The 18,473-nt window shown below is 70.2% G+C and carries 15 protein-coding genes; 6 read left to right on the plus strand and 9 right to left on the minus strand.

All coding sequences use genetic code 11. The annotated features are described in order from the left end of the window. The first annotated feature begins 62 nt into the window (after positions 1 to 62). Complete coding sequence (locus IE145_RS24890) at positions 63 to 1,319, plus strand: AAA family ATPase (protein ID WP_189527686.1); 1,257 nt, start codon at positions 63 to 65, stop codon at positions 1,317 to 1,319. Continuing rightward, positions 1,316 to 2,572: a vWA domain-containing protein gene (locus tag IE145_RS24895; protein WP_189527687.1), complete on the plus strand. Its 1,257-nt coding sequence runs from the start codon at positions 1,316 to 1,318 to the stop codon at positions 2,570 to 2,572. Before IE145_RS24890 ends, IE145_RS24895 begins: the two co-directional genes overlap by 4 nt. Before the next feature lie 14 nt (positions 2,573 to 2,586). Here IE145_RS24895 and IE145_RS24900 read toward each other — a convergent pair whose 3' ends face one another. After that, positions 2,587 to 3,057, minus strand: a complete 471-nt coding sequence (locus IE145_RS24900) for an ATP-binding protein (RefSeq protein WP_189527688.1) — start codon at positions 3,055 to 3,057, stop codon at positions 2,587 to 2,589. A 113-nt stretch (positions 3,058 to 3,170) separates the two neighbouring features. Between IE145_RS24900 and IE145_RS24905 the strand changes: the two genes are divergently transcribed. Both IE145_RS24905 and IE145_RS24910 read left to right on the plus strand, forming a co-directional pair. Continuing rightward, complete coding sequence (locus tag IE145_RS24905) at positions 3,171 to 4,046, plus strand: helix-turn-helix domain-containing protein (RefSeq protein WP_189527689.1); 876 nt, start codon at positions 3,171 to 3,173, stop codon at positions 4,044 to 4,046. Beyond that, positions 4,043 to 4,243: a DUF397 domain-containing protein gene (locus IE145_RS24910; protein ID WP_079149690.1), complete on the plus strand. Its 201-nt coding sequence runs from the start codon at positions 4,043 to 4,045 to the stop codon at positions 4,241 to 4,243. Before IE145_RS24905 ends, IE145_RS24910 begins: the two co-directional genes overlap by 4 nt. Before the next feature lie 74 nt (positions 4,244 to 4,317). Here the strand turns inward: IE145_RS24910 and IE145_RS24915 are convergent, their stop codons facing one another. From IE145_RS24915 to IE145_RS24930, 4 genes are all read right to left on the minus strand, one after another. Beyond that, positions 4,318 to 7,497, minus strand: a complete 3,180-nt coding sequence (locus tag IE145_RS24915; RefSeq protein WP_189527690.1) for a type I restriction endonuclease subunit R — start codon at positions 7,495 to 7,497, stop codon at positions 4,318 to 4,320. Between the two features lie 2 nt (positions 7,498 to 7,499). Next, a complete protein-coding gene (locus IE145_RS24920; RefSeq protein WP_189527691.1) occupies positions 7,500 to 8,693 on the minus strand; it encodes a restriction endonuclease subunit S domain-containing protein in 1,194 nt (397 codons plus the stop codon). Continuing rightward, positions 8,690 to 10,702, minus strand: a complete 2,013-nt coding sequence (locus tag IE145_RS24925) for a type I restriction-modification system subunit M (RefSeq protein WP_189527692.1) — start codon at positions 10,700 to 10,702, stop codon at positions 8,690 to 8,692. The genes IE145_RS24920 and IE145_RS24925 overlap by 4 nt, the downstream gene beginning before the upstream one ends. A gap of 91 nt (positions 10,703 to 10,793) precedes the next feature. Beyond that, on the minus strand, positions 10,794 to 13,025 hold the full coding sequence (locus IE145_RS24930) for an N-6 DNA methylase (RefSeq protein WP_189527693.1): 2,232 nt from the start codon (positions 13,023 to 13,025) through the stop codon (positions 10,794 to 10,796). Between the two features lie 253 nt (positions 13,026 to 13,278). Between IE145_RS24930 and IE145_RS24935 the strand changes: the two genes are divergently transcribed. Both IE145_RS24935 and IE145_RS24940 read left to right on the plus strand, forming a co-directional pair. Next, entirely contained in the window at positions 13,279 to 14,505 is a 1,227-nt protein-coding gene (locus tag IE145_RS24935) for a DNA sulfur modification protein DndB (protein WP_189527694.1), read from the plus strand. 219 nt (positions 14,506 to 14,724) lie between these two features. After that, positions 14,725 to 15,210: an Rv1352/Rv1906c domain-containing protein gene (locus IE145_RS24940; protein ID WP_189527695.1), complete on the plus strand. Its 486-nt coding sequence runs from the start codon at positions 14,725 to 14,727 to the stop codon at positions 15,208 to 15,210. Here the strand turns inward: IE145_RS24940 and IE145_RS24945 are convergent. The 4 genes from IE145_RS24945 to IE145_RS24960 form a co-directional block, all read right to left on the minus strand. Beyond that, on the minus strand, positions 15,170 to 16,006 hold the full coding sequence (locus IE145_RS24945; protein ID WP_189527696.1) for an N-formylglutamate amidohydrolase: 837 nt from the start codon (positions 16,004 to 16,006) through the stop codon (positions 15,170 to 15,172). The two genes, IE145_RS24940 and IE145_RS24945, sit on opposite strands and share 41 nt — an antisense overlap. Positions 16,007 to 16,114: 108 nt before the next feature. Beyond that, a complete protein-coding gene (sph, locus tag IE145_RS24950) occupies positions 16,115 to 17,095 on the minus strand; it encodes a sphingomyelin phosphodiesterase (protein WP_189527697.1) in 981 nt (326 codons plus the stop codon). 150 nt (positions 17,096 to 17,245) lie between these two features. After that, positions 17,246 to 17,881 (minus strand): class F sortase, encoded by a 636-nt coding sequence (locus IE145_RS24955; RefSeq protein WP_189527698.1) that lies wholly within the window; start codon positions 17,879 to 17,881, stop codon positions 17,246 to 17,248. Between the two features lie 101 nt (positions 17,882 to 17,982). Then, complete coding sequence (locus IE145_RS24960; RefSeq protein ID WP_189527699.1) at positions 17,983 to 18,402, minus strand: hypothetical protein; 420 nt, start codon at positions 18,400 to 18,402, stop codon at positions 17,983 to 17,985. Between the last annotated feature and the right edge of the window lie 71 nt (positions 18,403 to 18,473).

Consider the following 18,473-nt stretch of genomic DNA (forward strand, 5'->3'; position numbering starts at 1 on the left):
TGCCGCGCTCCCAAGGCCGCCCCCTCCCATCCGCCCTCTCGCACACCCTCAGGTGATCACCCATGCCCACGAACACCCTGTCCTCCGCGCCCACGGACTCCGCTCCCGGCTCCCAACTCGCCGTCGCAGAAGTGCTGATGAGCATGCTTCGCGGCACCACCACCGAGCTGCGCCCCGACATCCAGCTGGAGGCGCTGACCCTGGCGGTCTCCGCCGACCTGCCCGTCCTGCTGTGGGGCGAGCCGGGCATCGGCAAGACCGCGGCCCTCACCCAGCTCGCCGCCTCTCTGGACCTGCCGCTCACCACCGTGATCGCCAGCGTGCACGAGCCGTCCGACTTCTCCGGGCTCCCCATCGTCGGCGACGACCCGGCCGAACAGGGCGTGCCGATGGCCCCGCCGGACTGGGCCGTCCGCCTCGTACGGGCGGGAAAGGGCCTGCTGTTCCTCGACGAGCTCTCCACCGCACCGCCCGCCGTCCAGGCCGCGCTGCTGCGCCTCGTCCTGGAGCGGCGCATCGGTGCACTGCGGCTCCCGCCCGGCGTAAGGATCGTGGCGGCGGCCAACCCGCGTTCGTCGGCGGCCGACGGCTGGGAGCTGAGCCCGCCGCTCGCCAACCGGTTCGTCCACCTCCAGTGGACCCACAATCACGAGGTCGTCGTACGCGGCCTCGCCGGCACCTGGCCCCGCGCGACGATGCCCCGCCTCGACCCCGAAAGGCTGCCCGAGGCCGTGGACTTCGCCCGGCGCGCCGTGTGCGGGCTGCTCTCCGCCCGCCCCACGCTCGTCCACCGGCTGCCCACCACGGAGACCCGCCGGGGCGGCCCGTGGCCGTCGCCGCGCAGCTGGGACATGACGCTGAACCTGATCGCCTTCGCGACCGCCGCCGGCTCCTCCCGGGAGGTGCTGTCCCTGCTGGTCAGGGGAACGGTGGGAGACGGCCCGGGCCTCGAACTGCTGGCGAGCCTGGACCGGATGGAACTTCCCGACCCCGAGGACCTCCTCGCCGATCCGGCGGGCGCCGTCCTGCCCGAGCGCGGCGATCTCCGGCAGGCCGCACTCGACGGGGTCGTCGCCGCGGTGCGTACCCGCCCGGACCGGGCACGCTGGGACGCGGCGTGGGCGCTGCTCGTCCGGGCGCTGGAGACCGGAGCCCCCGACCTGGTGGTCGTCCCCGCCACCACCCTCGCCTCGCTGCGCCGGGAGGACTGGGACGTACCGGCCGCCATCGAGCACCTCGCCGGAGTGGTCTCCCTGTCCCAGCGGGCGGACCGGGCGGCGGACCGGGTGGCCCGCGTCGGGGCGAAGGCGGGCCGATGACGACGGCGGACGCGCCGGGCGCGCTCGACCTGGACCTGGACCTGGACAAACTCTTCGCCGCCCGCCTCCAGGCGGCCCGGGCCCGCCCCTATCTGGCCACGGCCCTGTTCGCCCTGCACACCGTGGAGTCGCGGGAGGTTCCGACCATGGCCGTCGACCGGTACTGGCGGTGCTACGTCTCCCCGTCCTTCGTGGCCCGCACTCCGGTGGAGGAGCTGGCCGGGGTCTGGGTCCACGAGGTGTCGCACCTGCTGCGCGACCACCACGGGCGCAGCGACCGGGTCGCCCGGCAGCGCGGGCTGACCGGCCCGGGGGACCGGCTGCGGATGAACATCGCCGCCGACTGCGAGATCAACGACGACGTGTACGGCGACGGCCTGGCCCGGCCGAAGGGCGCCGTCTACCCGTCGACGCTGCACCTGCAGTCAGGCGAGCTCATGGAGGACTACCTGTACCAGTTCCGCCTCGGCCCGCGTACCCAGGACCTCGCCTGGCTGGACTGCGGAAGCGGCGCCGACGGCCTGGAGAGGGAATGGGACCTGGGGCCGGACGGCGCGCACGGGCTCAGCGCACACGAACAGGACGCCGTCCGCTTCCGGGTCGCGCAGGGCATCACCGGCCGGCCGGGCAACGCCTCGAAGGGATGGAAGCGGTGGGCGGAGGAGGCGTTCCACCCGCCGCAGCCCTGGCGGGAGCTGCTGGGCGCCGCCGTCCGCTCGGCCGCCTCCGGCCCGGGCGCGGGGGAGGACTACAGCTACGGGCGGCCCGCGCGCCGCTCCACCGGCCTGCCCGGCGTCGTCCTGCCGAGCCTCCGCCGCAGACCGCCCCGGGTCTCCGTCGTCATCGACACCTCCGGCTCGGTCAGCGACGCCGAACTGGGCAGCGCCCTCCTCGAAGTCGCCGCCATCTCCCGCGCGGTGGGCGGCCGCCGCGACCTGGTCACCGTCCTCGCGTGCGACGCGGCGACCCGGGTGGTCCACCCGCTGTGCCAGGCCGAGGGCATCCCGCTGGTGGGCGGCGGCGGCACGGACCTGCGTACGGGCTTCGCCAAGGCGCTGCGGTCCCATCCCCGCCCCGAAGCCATCGTCGTCCTGACGGACGGCCAGACGCCGTGGCCGAGCGCTCAGCCGGCGTGCCGCACGGTCATCGGCCTGTTCCCGAGAGACCACCGGCGCGGCTCCTGGAACGAGGACAACCCCGACTACGTCCCTCCCCGGCCGCCGGCGTGGGCGCGGGTGGTGGAGATCGGGTAACGCCGGGCGCCGGATCAGAGCGGCCGTACGTCCAGCGAGGCCCAGACGGTCTTGCCGGGGCCGTCGGTGCGGGGGGACCAGCCCCAGTCGTCGGCCAGGGCGGCGACGAGGAGCAGACCTCGGCCGCCTTCCTGGTCGGGAACGGAGGGTTCGGTGAGCGCGGGGAGGCGTTCGCCACGGGTGTCGGTGACCTCCACGCGTACGGTCGTGCCCTCGGCGGAGAGCCGGAGGCGGAAGTCCCGTCCCCGTACGAGTCCGTGGCTGACGGCGTTGGCGCTGAGCTCCGCCACGATCAGCGTCAACACGTCGTGGGCGTCGCTCCCGTACGGGACGCCCCAGGTGTCGAGCCGCTCGCCGGCCAAGTGCCGGGCGAGGCGGGCACTGCGCGGTGTGGAGCTGAACCGCATCGTGAAGTGGTGCCAGGTGAAGCGGGGTTGGGCGGGGCGCGCCATGCGTACGGGGAGGGGTGAGGGGTTGCTGGTCATGCCTCCACGGTGACGACTCGTGGCGTAGCGTGACCAGGGGTGACGCGCCGTCGTGAGGTGGTTGTACGCGACGGCGCACGGCGTGTACGTACGTGGGACAGGCGGTGGCGACGATGACGCAGGACGACGAGGCGGGTTCGGGAGCGGGGCGCGCGGCGGGCCCGGAGCACGGGGGACGGCCCGAGGACGAGCCCGGGTCGGGGGTGATGGTCGCGTTCGGCCGGCAGTTGAAGCTGTTGCGGATCCGGGCGGGGATGGACCGGACGGAGTTCGGCAACCGGGTCGGGTACGCGGCACAGTCGGTGGCGTCCTTCGAGCAGGGGAGGCGGATCCCGCAGCCCGGGTTCATCGACCAGGCGGACCCGGTGCTGGACGCGGGTGGACTGCTACTGGCGATGAAGGAGGAGGTGGCGCGGGCGCAGTATCCGGCGTTCTTCCGGGATGCGGCCAGGTTGGAGGCCGAAGCGCTGGAGCTGTTCGTCTTCGCCGTGAGCGCGGTGCCCGGGCTTCTCCAGACGGAGGAGTACACGCGAGCCCTCCTCAGCATGCGTCGGCCGTTGCTCAGCGAGGACATCATCGAGCAGCGGGTGTCGGCTCGGCTGGCACGGCAGGAGATCTTCAACCGTTGGCCTGCTCCGCTGCTGAGTTTCGTGATCGAGGAACAGGTCTTGCGCAAGCCGTTCGGCGGGGCGTCCGTCCTGCGCGGTGTGCTTGAACGAGTGCTCCTGGTCGGGCAGAAGCGCAACGTGGAGATCCAGGTCATGCCGATCGACCAAGAGGACAACGCAGGGGTGGACGGGCCGTTCACTCTGCTCACCCGCAAGGGGGGTGAGCAGGTCGCCTACCTGGAAGTGCAGGGACGCAGCATCCTCATGACGGATCGCGAGGAGGTGCGTTCCGTCGCAGCTCGCTGTGGAATCATCCGGTCGCAGGCTCTCACACCACGAGAGTCCCTGCGGTTCGTCGAGAAGCGGCTGGGAGAGCTATGAAGACCACGGATGCCAGTGCCGCACAGGAGCTGACTTGGTTCAAGAGCAGCTACAGCGGAGCTGAAGGCGGCGAATGCCTGGAGGTTGCCTCAATGCCCACGAACGTGCTTGTACGCGACTCGAAGCAGGTTCAGGGCCCCATAGTGGTGCTCAGCCCGGAGGCATGGGCGGCGTTCGTCCGACGGCCGGAGGCTTGAGGCACAGAACGGTCTGAGGGCCCCACTGCATCGCCCGTGCGGCGCGTGGCGGGGCCCTCCTGCGTAAGGGGCGACTATTCGTCCACGCCCTCGTCGCGGCGGATCATCCGCCAGGCCGCCCGACGGGCGCTGCGGTCCAGGTTGGACCGGAAGGTCTTGTCGGGGCCGAAGTACTGCCGTCCCATGCCGGCCGTCGACTCGATGTGGTCGGCCATCTTGTCGGCGAAGACCTTGTCGAAGACCTTGCCGAAGTTGTTCTCGTCGTTGACGACGGCGGCGGCCCGCACCTTGCCCTCGGCCAAAGCCTCGTCGAACGGCTTCCGCACGTCCTCCTCCGTGAAGTCCGTGCCGAACTTGGCATTGAACTGGTCGATCAGCTCGGAGAGCAGCGACTTCTCGGCCTCCGCGGCCCCGCCCGTACCGTCGCCGAATCCCTTGAGCTCGGCCGGTCCCTCGGGGGAGAGGGAGACGTCGTGCTCGCCCGTCTTCTCGACCCGCAGGTGACTGAGGTCGATCTCGCCGATGTCGACGCCGCCGTCCGCCCGGCGCGGGAGCCGGTTGAGGAGGTAGCGGCCGTACAGGTGCAGGCGTTCCAGCTCGGCGTCGCGGTAGGGCACGATCTGGGCGAGGAAGCCGTACTTGCGCACGTAGTCGTTGAGGTCCGCGCGGAAGTCCTCCGCCGTCTCCACGTCGTCCTCGTCCTCGCTCTCCAGGAGCGGGGTGAAGCGGGCGACGGCGGGGGAGAGGAGCCGGTACAACTCGGCGTGCAGCTTCTCCCACTTGGCCTGCGAACCGGCCGCCTTCTCCTTCGCTTCGAAGTACGCGGCGGCGAATTCGTCCATCTCCGGCTCCGAGATGATCGGCGCCGACATGACCCGGCTCTGCGCGGTGTAGAGCAGGTTCGGGTCGGAGGGAAGAGTCATCGCCTCCTCGTAGTACGGGCGGAACGCGTCCTGGATGTCCTCGGCCTCGTTGGCGAAGTCGAGCACGGCCAGGTCCGCCTGGGCCTTGCGCTCGGCGGTGCGGTTGAGGCGGGAGAGGGTCTGCACGGCGGAGATGCCGGTCAGCTTCTTGTTGACGTACATCGTCGTCAGCAGCGGCTGGTCGAAGCCGGTCTGGTACTTCTCCGCTACCACCAGGATCTTGTACTCCTGCTGGCCACGCCCGCCGGCCTTCGCCGCCTTGTCGTCGGCACGGGTGTACGCGAACGCCTTCGGCAGGGCGCCCTCCGAAATGCCCCCGTTCTCCTTCGGCTCGGTCGTCTCCTCGCCCTCGATGGTGAGCGAGCCGGAGAACGCGACGAGCACACCCAGGTCCGGGTACTTGGTGTCGTAGTCGCGGTCCTTGATGTAGCTCTTGATGGCCCGGGCCATGTGTGCGGCCGACTCCCGAGAAGCCGTGACCACCATGGACTTGGCCCGCCCGCCGAGCCGGCCGCGGGAGTGGGCGAGGAAGTGCTCGACGATCACCTGGGCGTGCTGGGAAACGGTGTGCTCATGCGTGAGCGCGTACCGGGCGAGCAGGCCGTTCGCCTTCGCAGGGTCGACCTCGCGCTCGTCCGGGTTCTGGTTCACCAGCTTCCAGTACGTGTTGTACGTGACGTAGTTCCGTAGCGGGTCGAGGATGAAGCCTTCCTCGATGGCCTGGCGCATGGAGTACGTGTGGAAGGGCCGGTAGACCGCCTTGCCGTCCACCGTGTGTTCCGTGCCGAAGAGTTCGAGCGTCTTGGCCTTGGGGGTGGCGGTGAACGCGAAGTAGGAGAGGTTCGCGGCCCGCGAGCGTTCGATCGCCTTCTTCTTGAGCTTCTCGTCGACCGTGACGGTGGTGGTTCCCTGGTCCTCCGAGTCCGAGTCCAGACCGAGGTCCCGGAGGGCCGCCCGTACGGCGGTGGCGGCGTCGCCCGACTGCGAGGAGTGCGCCTCGTCCACGATGATCGCGAAGCTGGTGCCGGTCAGCTCGGTCGGATTGCGCTTGATGTAGTCCAGCAGAGCGGGGAACGAGTGCAGGGTGACCGTGACGATCTTGCCGGTGTCCCGGGACAGCGCGCGGGCGAGCTGTTCGCTCTTCGCCCCGTGCTTCTCGTCGACCTTGACGACCAGGCCCTCGGTCTGCGAGAAGCTGCCGACGGTTTCCCGGAGCTGGGCGTCCAGGTTGCGGCGGTCAGTGATCACGATGACCTTGTCGAAGACCGGAGCCCCCGGTTTGACCCGCCCGGCCGCGAGGGCCTCCGTGTCGAGGGCGCGCGGGTCGGTGTCGGCGTGCAGGTCGCTCAAGCGATGAGCAAGCCAGCCGATGGTGTTCGACTTCCCGGAACCGGCCGAGGCCATGACCAGGTAGTTCTGCCCGACGCCGTGGGTGGCGGCGTGGGTGGTCAGCCGCTTGACCACGTCCCACTGGTGGAAGCGCGGGAAGATCGTCGTCCTTGTGGTCCCGCCACCCGGCGTCTTGGTCTTCTGCTGGTGCACGAACCGCTGGAGCAGGTCGAGCCAGTTGTCCCGCGCCCAGACCTGTTCCCAGAGGTACGAGGTGGCGTACGTGCCGTACGCCGTCGGGTCCGGGTTTCCGGCCCCGCCGGGCTGGCCGGCGCCGTTGGAACCGGTGTTGAACGGCAGGAAGCGGGTGTTCTTGCCCCGGAGCTGGGTCGCGACGAAGACCAGGTCCGGGTCGACGGCGAAGTTGGCGATAACCCGGCGCGTGAAGATCAGCTCGGTGGGGTCGCGGTCGGTGCGGTACTGCTCCTTGGCGTTTTCGACGCCTTGGCGAGTGAGCGGGTTCTTCAGCTCGGCGGTGGCGAGGGGGATGCCGTTGAGGAACAGGGTCAGGTCGAGCTTGTTCCCCCAGTCGGCCTGCTTGGTGGCGTAGACGAGCTCGCGTACGACGGTTAGGCGGTTGGCCCGGTAGCCGTCGAGGACGGAGTCGGCGGCGACGAGATTCGGCTTGAAGTAGGCCACGCGGAGCCGGACGCCCCGGTCCTTGACGCCGTTACGCAGGACGGTGAGCAGGCCGTCGTCGCTGATGGCGCGGTCGAGGCGCTGGGCGAAGCCGCGCTGGGCCTCGTTGACGTTGTTGCCGTAGACGGCGAGGAGGTCGTTCCACTCGTCGATCTGTGTCTCGCCGATGAACGTGAACAACTCGTTGGTGTCCAGGCCGAGGTCGGCCTGGTAGTCCTCGGGGCGCGCCTCGCGCCAGCCGCGCTCGGACATGGCGGCGACTATGGCGTCGCCGAAGGCGGACTCGTGGTGGATGGGGGCCATACCTACACTCCGTCCGTTACGTTGCGGCCGCTGGCGGTGGAGACGTCGAACTGGCCGGTCACGGCGGCGGTGATGAGGGCTTGGCGGCGCTCGGCGAGGAGGGCCGACTGCCGGTTCGCGAGATGCACGAGCCGCAGGCACTGGCCGCGGTCGGCGTCGATCTGCTGGACGAGAGCGTCCTGGTGCGCACGAGGAGGGCAGTGGACGCGCAACTTCAGCCCGTCCCCCACGCGCATGTGCTCGTGCAGTGATCCTGCTCCGAGGAGGCGCAGCTGCTTCTCCATGTGCGACCCCAGGAAGTTGTACAGCAGGAGGTCGTTCCGCATCACCTTTTCGTCGGCCCGGTACAGCATGATGCGCTGGCCCAGGAAGACAGGTGCGTCCGTCCGAAGAATTCCCGCCTGGCCCAGGGGGGCTTCGCGGGTAAAGAGGATGTCCCCGATCCGAGGGGCGCCGCGACGGTTCCATTCGACGAAGGTGGAATGCTCCACCGAGAAGGTGTTGGTCAGGTCGACTTCGCCGTTCCTGATATTGGAGGTGCGGATCATTCTGTAGGGCGTTTCCCCGTCCACGGTGGGCGCCGTCTTGTTGACGCAGTCCACGATCGCCTTGCACGTGGCTGATACCGGCACGAGGGCTTCCCCGGAGGAGCGAGACAACGCTGCGTCGATGACCGCCCGCGCCCGCTCGTGCGCCAGTGCGGTCAAATGCCGGTACCGGTTCTGCAATTCATGGATGCGATCCGTCTCGGAGGCGAGGAAGTCGGAGATGCGACGCTGCTCTTCCAGCGGTGGCAGCCACGTGGGGTAGTTCCCGACCAGCTCCCAGGAGGTGCGCGGCATCTTCGTTCCGTACGCCGTGCTGGTGGCCCAATCGAGCCACGGGGCTGACCTCGTGACATAGGAGAGGAACCGGCTGTCGATCTCTGGGCCCGGACGCAGCACGAGGAGCTCCCCGGTTCCCGTGCCCGGTGATGTCGGCAGGTAGGTCTTCGCCAGATAGGGCCGGAGCTTGCTGAACAGCACATCGCCCGGGCGATGCCTGAGGCTGTCGCTCGCCGCCTTGAGCGGCAGGTTCTCGACGAGGAGGTGGCCAGTGGCGCTTTCGATCTCTTCCAGGCCGACGAACGGATGGCTGTCGCCATCGGATTTCTCGACCACATGGCGCACCAGGGATTTCAGGCGTACGTGTGTCACTCCGTCACCTCCCCCAGCAGTGCCTGGATCTCCGCTTCGAGCTCCTTGAGTTCCGTATCGATCTCCGCCAACGGCCGCGGCGCCTCGTACACGTAGAAGTGTCGCGTGAACGGAATCTCGTACCCCACCTTCGTTTTCGTGTGGTCGATCCATGCGTCCGCCACATACGGGTGCACCTCCCGCTTCAGGTACTCCTCCACGTCCTGGCCCAGCGGCACGTTCTCGTAGTCCCGCGATTCCGCGTCGGGCTCCGGCTGCCCCTTCACCCGCTGGACCTCGCCCCCCGGGTCCCGTACCCCCACCGCCTCCCTCAACGCCTTGCTGAACGGCGCCCCGGTCGGCCACGTCGTGCCGGCTGCCACCGCCGCGCCCTTGAGCGCGACCCACGCCTCGGACTTCGTTGCCCAGGACCGGGGGCCCTCCATCGCCTTGAAGGCGTCCACGAGCGCCGAAGCATTCGGCAGCTTCTGGATCGCCTTCGACGCCCCGACCGCCGCCAGCGTCTCCTCCGTCAGCTCGAACCGGAGCTTCAACGGCCGCTCCACCGTGATCCGCTGATAGCCGAAGGCCGTGTTGTCGAAGACCTTCACCTTCCCGTGCATCGGGTGCTCCGCGTTCGCCGCGGCCGCCACCGCGTCCCCGTACAGCCGCGTGATGTCGCCGATGTGGTTCGGCTTGCCGCCCGATCCGTCGCCCAGTTCCTTGCGCTTGTCGCCCAGTGACTTCCGCATCTTCACCCACTGGTCGCGCGCGTCCAGCAGCACCACCTTGCCCTTGTGCTGGGCGTCCTTCCGGTTCGTCAGGATCCAGAAGTACGTCGAGATGCCCGTGTTGTAGAAGAGCTGATCCGGGAGCGCGACGATCGCCTCCAGCCAGTCGTTCTCCAGGATCCAGCGGCGGATCTCCGACTCTCCCGAGCCGGCCGCGCCCGTGAAGAGCGGGGAGCCGTTGAAGACGATGGCGATGCGCGAGCCGCCCCCGCCCTTCGCGTCCACCGGCTTCATCTTCGAGATCATGTGCTGGAGGAAGAGCAGTGAACCGTCGTTGATCCGCGGGAGACCCGCGCCGAATCGGCCGGAGTCGCCGAGGTTCGTGTGCTCGTACTCGACGTCCTCCTTGACCTTCTTCCACTCCACCCCGAACGGCGGGTTCGCCAGCAGGTAGTCGAACCTCTCCCTTGCGTGGCCGTCATCCGAGAACGAGTTACCGAACGCGATGTTCTCCGGGTCCTGGCCCTTGATCATCAGGTCCGACCGGCAGATCGCCCACGACTCCGGGTTGAGCTCCTGCCCGTACACCTCCACCGTGGCATCCGGGTTCAGCGCCTTGATGTGCTCCTCGGCCGCGCTCAGCATGCCGCCCGTGCCGCACGCTGGGTCCATGACCGTACGCACCACGCCGGGCAGGCTCAGGGCGTCGCCGTCCGGGGCGATGAGGAGGTTGACCATGAGCCGGATGACTTCGCGCGGGGTGAAGTGCTCGCCCGCGGTCTCGTTGGACTGCTCCGCGAAGCGGCGGATCAGCTCCTCGAAGATGTAGCCCATGTTGTGGTTGGACACGACCTCGGGGCGCAGGTCCAGGTCCGTGAACTTGCCGATCACCTGGTAGAGCAGGTTCGCGCTGTCGAGCTTCTTGATCTGCTGGGCGAACTCGTACTTGTCCAGGACCTCGGTCGCGTTCTCCGAGAACGAACCGACATACACCTGAAGGTTCTTCGCCGCGTTCTGCGGGTCGGCGGCGATCATCTTCAGCGTCAGTGCGCTCTTGTTGTAGAACGAGTGACCCGACGCCTTCCGCAGGAAGTAGTCACCATCGATCTCCTGGCTCTCGTACAGGGCCGCCGTCTCGGCGACCTTCTGCCGCGTCGGCTCCAGTACGCATTCCAGGCGCCGCAGCACCGTGAACGGAAGGATGACCTTTCCGTAGTCGGACTGCTTGTAGTCGCCGCGCAGGAGGTCGGCGACGGACCAGGCGTGGTTCGCCAGCTCCGTGTGCTTGCTGCTGTTCAAGGGGTTCCCCGGATTCCTTTCGGACCCCCGCCCTACTCGCCGGGACGGGTGCGTACAAGTGTGGTCGGTACGTGACGTTCGTGGTGCTGATTCAGGCCGAAGCGTCGGATGTGGAAGTAGTGGAGGTAGCGGGGGGAGGCGCATCGGCGTGCGACGGGGCATCCGCCCCCGGCGGCGGTACCAGCCCGCCCCCCGTCAGCCCGCCCGCCAGCAGCCCCGCCATGCGCTCGGCCAGTTCCGCGGCGTGCCGTGCCTCCGCGCGCAGCTCGTTCACGCGGCGGAACGCCTCGCCGTAGCGGCGCTGTTCCTCCAGAGGCAGGAGCGGTACGCGCAGCCGGCCGGGACTGACGTGCACGATCGTGCTGCCGGTCGACGCCGCTGCGATGTTCTCTTCCGCGCCCAGGAAGCCGGCGAGGAACCAGGCGTCGAGGCGCGACGGGTCGGGACGGAACAGGTGGACCTGGGGGCCGAGCAGTGCGCCTTCGTCCGCCGCGTCCGCCACTCGGGCCATCGCTCCGCCGCCGCCTGCGACCGCTCGTACGACCACGTCGCCCACCGCCACCATCGGCGCAGATTCCGTACGCAGGCCTGTCGGGTCGCCGGTCGGTCCGGTGCCCCGGGCGATGTCCCCGCCCGTGAGCACGGGGAGCGCCGAGACTGCGGGATCGGGCTCCCGCGTCTCCGGCGCGGTGCGGAGCAGGGTGAGCGCGCCGCCTCGGGCCAGGTCCGCCGCCGTGGCCGTACGCCACTCGCGGGGCGACGAGCCAGGGGCGGCGTGCCAGTCGGTCGAACGCGCCGCCTCGCCCAGGGATTCCGTCCGCGCGATGAGGCGGCGCCGGGCCTCGTCCGCTTCCCGCGCCAACTCCGCCGGTTCGACGTCGGTCCGTGAGACCCGCACATGCCGGGCGGGGGAGAGGTCGACGACATCGTCGAGCAGGTCGACCACGGGGACCGCGCGCGCTGCGCCCGGATCATCGGCGAATGCGTCCGGAGCCTCGGTGAAGGCCTCCCAATGGGTCAGTGCGGTCTCCGACAGCACAGACCAGTCCAACGTGGTGCGGCTGGTTCGAGGGGAGCCCGGGTTCAGGCCTCCGCCACGTCTGCCGGCACTCGTCACACCGGAAGAGGGGGCGTCGCCAAGGCCGCCCGTCACCCCCGCCACCGTCGTGTCGACGAACAGCACCGACTTGCGTTCGGGGCCCGCCGGTTCGGGGCGTTGCAGCACCCAGATGTGGAGACCGACGTGGAAGGGGGCCGCCGCGCCGGGCGGCAGGGCCACGATGGCTCGTACAGCTCCGCTGCGTACGAGGTCCATACGTACGCGGCGGCCCGACGCCCGGGACGCCGTGGCCGGAGGGAGGATCATCACCGCGTGGCCGCCCGGCTCCAGGTGCGCGAGCGCGTGCTGGACCCAGGCCAGCTCCGACTCGGCGCGCGGCGGCACACCGTAGGCCCAGCGCGGGTCGTAGGCCAGCTCGTCGTGGCCCCAGTCCCGGTCACCGTATGGCGGGTTGCACAGGACCGCGTCCGCGGTGAGCTGCTCGAAGGCGTCGGCGCGGAGGCTGTCCCCGGTGCGGACGGTGACCGTCGTGTCCGGTGCCGCCAGCATCAGGGCGACCGCGCTGCGCCGGGCCTGCACGGGGACGCTGTCCTGACCGTACAGCTCGCTCGCGCCCCGCCGGGACGCCGCCGCGAGCAGGGAGCCGCTACCGCAGGCGGGGTCGAGAACGCGGACGGGTCGGCCGGGAACCAGCCGTGCCACGAGGTCCGCGAGCGGGCCCGGGGTCACGTACGTGCCACTCGCCGCCGTGTCCTCCAGCTCCCGCTCCGCGAGAACGCCGAGGGCCGCCTCGCCGCCCTCGTCCCGTACGCACAGGGCGAGCGCCCGTAGTACCGCCGTGTCCTCCGGCGAGAAGTGGACCGCTTCCGGGCCGGGAACGCTGTCGGCGAGCCGGGCGGCCGAGCTGTCCGCGTGGGTGATGAGGTCGGCGTCCGGCAGTTCGGCCAGCGCGGTCAGCTCATCCGGGATGCGGCGGGCCGCGGCGAGTACGAGCGGGAGCAGTTTCGCCACCGCGAGGCTGCCCCGGGGGTGCAGGCGCAGAGTGGTGCGCAATTCCTCCAGGGCGTTCGTGGCCGCCGCGTGGCCGCGCGTGGCCAGCCAGGCCCGAACCGCCGTCAGGTCGTACAGCGGGCTGCTCTCGTTGCCTCCCGTCGGCGCCGGGAAGTCGTCGTGCCGACGGCGCCAGTTGCTGACGGTGGCGCGCGTTACTCCCGCGATGCGGGAGATCTCGGCCGCTGTCACCTGCGCGGATGGCTGGGGCATGGCGGGGGTCCTGGACCTCTCGGATGCGAACGACAACGGACGACAACGGACGCCCCGTCGGTGATGGGCGGCCCTCTGGCGACGGCCGAAGACGCGGTCGACGACTCCTCATGATCAGCTGCCGCTTCCTACTGAACAGCTCACAACCTACACCAGCCCACATGTACGTCAATGTGTTTGACAGTGCTTTCATGGGAATGTTTATGTTGAGATGCTTCCGCAGTGGGGGCATCCGTCTCAGGGGGGAATCGCCATGCGCATCACCATGCCGACAGCGGTCATCGAGGGGACCCAGCTCACCGTCATGCCGTTCCGTGCCGACGCGGTGATCGGGACCATGTCCGTACCGACGCTCGTCCAGCTCGTTCCGTCGCCCCGCCGCGAGGAGGACGTGAAGACCCTGAAGGCCGCGTCCGGGGCCGTGCGCCGCCATGCCGAACTGCGGTCGCTGGTCCAGCGGGCGCTGAAGTCCACGCAGAAGGGGAAGAACGTCGGCTCGTACGCCGAGTACATCGCCGACGGAGTCAAGGGTGAGCTGGGCGCCGGCTGGTCCACCCCGCCCATCACCTTCTGGCACGCGGGACCGCTCGCCGCCCTCAGCGACGAACTGGTGGCGGGCACCGGACTGCGGACCCTGACCATTGCGCCCGGCACCTCGATCGTCGCCATCGACGGCGAGACCCAGACGACCGCCTGGCACGAGCTGTACGACGATCCGGAGCGCTTCGGCCTCACCTACACCGAACTCGCCCGCGTACGCATCCCCTTCGAGCTGTACGTGGACCTGTCCGTGGACGACGCCCGGCAGATTTTCTACGACCGGAACGTGCAGGGCGTCGCCGTGGCCAAGAACCTGGCCATGTCGATGGACCAGCGGGACTTCGCCACGCGTCTCGCCCACCGTGTCGCCGACGCCGTCAAGGTCGAGATCGACGACAAGGTCGTGTCGTTCGCCAAGCTCGTCAACGCGAGCAAGCGCCAGGTGGGAAAGACCGATCCCGAGGTGATCACCCTCTCCGTGCTCCGGGCCCTCGTGATCACGACGATCTACGGGCGCGGTGGTCTCTCCCGCTCGGCGGAGACCGTGCACGAGGACGAGCTGCCCGCCGGGACGGATGCCCAGCAGGTGGAGGCGTACGTCCTGCCGCTGCTCGCGGGCCTGATCTCCGACCACAGCGCCCACTTCCTCGCGCGGAGCGCCCTCACCGCTCCTGCTGTGCTCGCCGGACTGGGCATCGCGGTGCACCACACAACGCCCTGGGCCGAGCCGTCGAACGCGCTCGGCTCCGATCAGCTGAGCCGCCTGCTGTCCGGTATCCGGTGGGAGCGGGACGCACGCTACTGGGACGGGGTGGCGGCGAAGGCGGGCGCCTCCGGGCGGCTCAACTTCAGCGGTGGCGTCAAGGACTCCGGGGGGCGCGTCGCTGACGCCATCCTCTACCCGGGAACCGAGGCCGGGCGTCGGATCCGCGGACAGTAGGCCGCCCGTCCCAGCCTGCCGTCCGCCGCCCGGCGCAGTGGACGAGGAGTCCCCCTGCCTCCCACCTGTTGTCGCATCACCAAGACCTGGAGCATACGCATGAACCCGCAACAGCCCGACGAGCACCAGCACCAGCACCCGGGGGTGCCCGGTGGGTACCCGGGGCAGCCCGGACACCCCGCTACGCCCTGGGGAGCGCCCACGTCAGGGACTTCGCCCGTGCCCACTTCCCCGCGGAAGCCGTCGCGAGGCAAGGCCTGGGTCACCCATGGCGCCGTGGGGGCCGTCGCCCTGTTCCTCGGAGTCGGCATCGGCATCTCGGACGACGAGGCCCGCGCCGAGGCCTCGGACGCCGGCCCCGCCCCGAGGATCACCGTCACCGAGGAGGTGGAGGTGCCCGGGCCGGAGGTCACCGTGACGAAGACAGCCACCGTCACTGCCAAGCCGCCGAAGCCCAAGGGGCCGCCCACCACTGTGGCCGGGGACGGTGAATACCTGGTGGGTGAGGAAATGCGCGCCGGTACGTACAGGACGGGCGGTCCCGGTGACTCCTTCGGGTGTTACTGGGAGCGGGCGAGGAACTCCAGCGGGGAGTTCGAGGCCATCATCGCCAACGGCAACCTGGAAGGCAGCGGACGGGTCACCATCAACAAGGGCGAGGTCTTCAAGTCCAACGGATGCCAGGACTGGAAGAAGGTCGGCTGAGCGATCCCACCAGCTCCGCCAGCCCCTCCGCCAGCGTGCCGAGGCCCGGACCCGCAGGCCCGCCCGGCTCGGTCATGTACGTGTCGCGGCGGATCTCGATCATCAGCGCGGTGACCCGGCGGTCCGACCCGTAGTGCCGGAGGGGCACGTACGTACCCGCGAACGGGCTGTCGTGCCCGATGCCGTCGTGGCCGAAACGGTCGCCGAACGCCGTCTCCGCCGCAGCGAGGAGTTCCGACGGGGTGTGGAACGGGTCGGTGCCCAGGCAGACGGGCGGGCGGGGGCCGGTGCCGTGGAGCTCGTAGGGGAGGGGGTCGGTCGGGTACGAGTGGACGTCGATGATCACCGCGCTGCCGGCGGCGGCGATGCGTGCCTCGACGGCCTCGGTCATGGCGGTGGCGTACGGGTGGAAGTACGCCTCCAGCAGGGGAGTGGGGTCGTCCTCCGGCGGGCGGAGCGGTTCGCGGTGGGTGGTGCGGGTGTAGACGGCGCCCATGCCGACGGCGAGCATCTCCTCCCGTTCGTCCGGGAAGCGTTCGGGGTCGACGACCAGCCGCGACAGGTTGTTGACGAAGCGCCAGGGGGCGACCGGGGCGAGCTTCGCCGCAGCCGCGGCCAGTTCGGCGGTGTGGGCGTCGGTGATGTGGTCGAGCTCGCGCTCCAGGGAGGTGTCGTCCAACGCGATCCCCTCGCGCACGTGGTGGGGGATGCGGCGGGAGCCGTGCGGTACGTGGAGGAGGACCGGGGAGTCGGCGGCGCCCGGGATGAGGGTGAAGGGCTGCTGGGGGTCGCTCACGGGTACTTCTCCTCCGTTGTGCCGTCTTCGTCGCACACCAGTCTCCCGTGCCCGCCCAGGCGGTGGTCCCCCGGAGCCTCACCGGGGGACCACCACGTCAGAGGACGGCTACTGGCCGGAACCGATCACCGGGTAGTGGTCGGAGAGGTTCGTGTACGTGTACTTCTTGCCCCAGCTGGACACCGTCCACGGGGCGCTCTGCTCCTTGACCACATCGTTCTTCCAGTTCGCCGGCTTCGCGTGGCCCGTGCGGTGCAGGACGTGGTCCAGGTCCTCGCGGGGGTCGTCGGGGTAGCGCTCGGAGGCTATGGAGTTGTCGCGGGTGTCGAAGGAGTACGTGTGGCCCGTCCGGGAGTCCGGGGTGGTCAGGCCGGCGTCGGCGAGGAACGACGCGTACTCCGCCGAGTGCCCGTCCACGTTGAAGTCGCCCGCCACGACGACCTGTTCGGAGGCCGGGATGTTCTTCGCGTCGAGGAACGCGTCCATCTGCTTGAACTGCCGGCTGCGCATCTGTGCCGCCTCGCCCGCCGAGCAGCCGGGGTCGGTCGACTGGGCGTGGGTGCCGACGACGTGGACCCGGGCGCCGTTCACGTTCAGAACGGCGTAGGCGAAGCCCTTGTTCGAGAACCAGTCGGCACCGCACGCGTCCTTGAAGACGAACTGCTCCTTGCGCACGATCGGCCACTTGCTGAGGATGGTGACGCCGCCGTCCTCCGGCGTCGTCGCCGAGTAGGAGCCACCCGTGGCGTCCCAGCCGCTCTTGCTCCGGCCGATCACGGGCGTCTGGTGCGGGTACTGGGCGGCGGCGTTGCGCAGCAGCGCGTCGGAGGCGCCGTTGTCGAACGCCTCCTGGATCACCACGACGTCGTTGCCCTGGAAGAACGACGTCTTCGGGATCTCGGCCGCCCGGTGGTCCTGGCCCCAGTTGGGGTACAGGGTCTTGCTGAAGAGGAACGCGTTGTACGAGAGCACCCGCAGCGACGGGGTCTCGGCGGCCGCTGCCTGGGGAGCGTTCGCGGCGAGGGTGACGGTGGCGAGTGCGGCGGAGAGGGTGACGCCGGTCAGGCGGCGGAACACGGTGTTCGGCACGAGGTCTCCTGTGGTCGAGTGGGGGGCGTACCGGGTGCCCCCATCCAAGCAGCGGCAGTTACCCACGGGTAGACATCGGATGGCACGAGTCTGTCCGATCGGCTGCCATCCGGATCCCGGCCGGATACGCCGAATCGTCTCCGTCGCCGTTCAGACGAGGTCGCCGTAGACGATCAGGTTGTCCACCGGGTGGCCCTCCGCGTCGAACTCCCCGTCGCAGGTGATCAGCCGCAGCGTGCTGCCCTTTGTCGGGCCGTAGACCCTCTCCGTGGGGAACGCCTTCTTGCTGACCGCTTCCTTCCCCGTGACCGTGAAGCGCAGGGTCTTCCCCGCCCCGTCGCGGACCAGTACCTCGGCGCCCTCGCGGATGTCCTTCAGGTCGTGGAAGACGGCCCGGCCGAAACGGGTGTCGTTGTGGCCGATCAGTACGGCCGGGCCCGGTGCGCCGGGTACGGATCCGCCGCGGTACCAGCCCGCCGTCATGCCCCTCTCCGCCGGCGGAACCTCGACCGTGCCGTCCGCGTTGAGACCCAGCTCCATGAGGGTGCTCCGTACGCCGATGGAAGGGATGGTGACCTCCGTGGGGGCCGACCGTTCCGTCTCATCGGCCCGGGACCGTGCGGTCGGTCCGGAGCCCGCGTCGTCCCGCGCCGACGCGGAGGGAGCAGTGGCCGTGGCTGCCGAGGGCCCGGCGGACGAGCAGCCGGCCAGAGCGACGCAGGCCGCGACGGCGGTCAGCAGGGCGGCGGTCCGCCGGAAGCGGTGGGGCGTACGGGGCGACGGCACAGGGAGACTCCGGAATCGGGGTGGGAGGGGGTGAACTTGCGGCTCGGGAACTGCGTGTGGCGCCGCCCCTGCGCGGGGCGGCGCCACACTCAACGGTCGGGTCAGCCGTTGCGGGCCGCCGCCGAGCGGCGGCGCAGCACGAACGTGCCCGCGCCCGCGAGCAGTGCGGCCCCGGCCGCCGAACCGGCGAGCAGCGCCGTGCTGTTGTCGCCGCTGCCGGCCGGGCGTTCACCGGCGGCGACACCGCCGCGCGGGGTGACCGCCGGTTCGGCCTCCTTCGGCGCCGGTGCCGGGCGGTCGCCCGCCGCCACACCGCCGCGCGGGGTCACCGCCGGGGCGGCGTCCTTCGGGGCCTCCGCGGCGGCCTCGCTCCGCTCCGGGGCCGGTGTGGCCTCGACGGGCGCCGACGGCTTCGGGGAGGCGTCGGCGAAGGCGGCGGCGGACGGGACCAGCACCGCGCCCGCCGCGACAGCGGCGAGGACGGCGGCGCGCAGCGTGGTGCGCGAGGGGAAAGCGGTCATGCGGATGGCTCCATTCCATACTCGGCCCCGTGACGGTCCCGGATGCCGGTTCGCACCGGGGACGGGGCATG

It is taken from the genome of Streptomyces sindenensis, from assembly GCF_014649035.1.
Taxonomy (GTDB): Bacteria; Actinomycetota; Actinomycetes; order Streptomycetales; family Streptomycetaceae; genus Streptomyces; species Streptomyces sindenensis.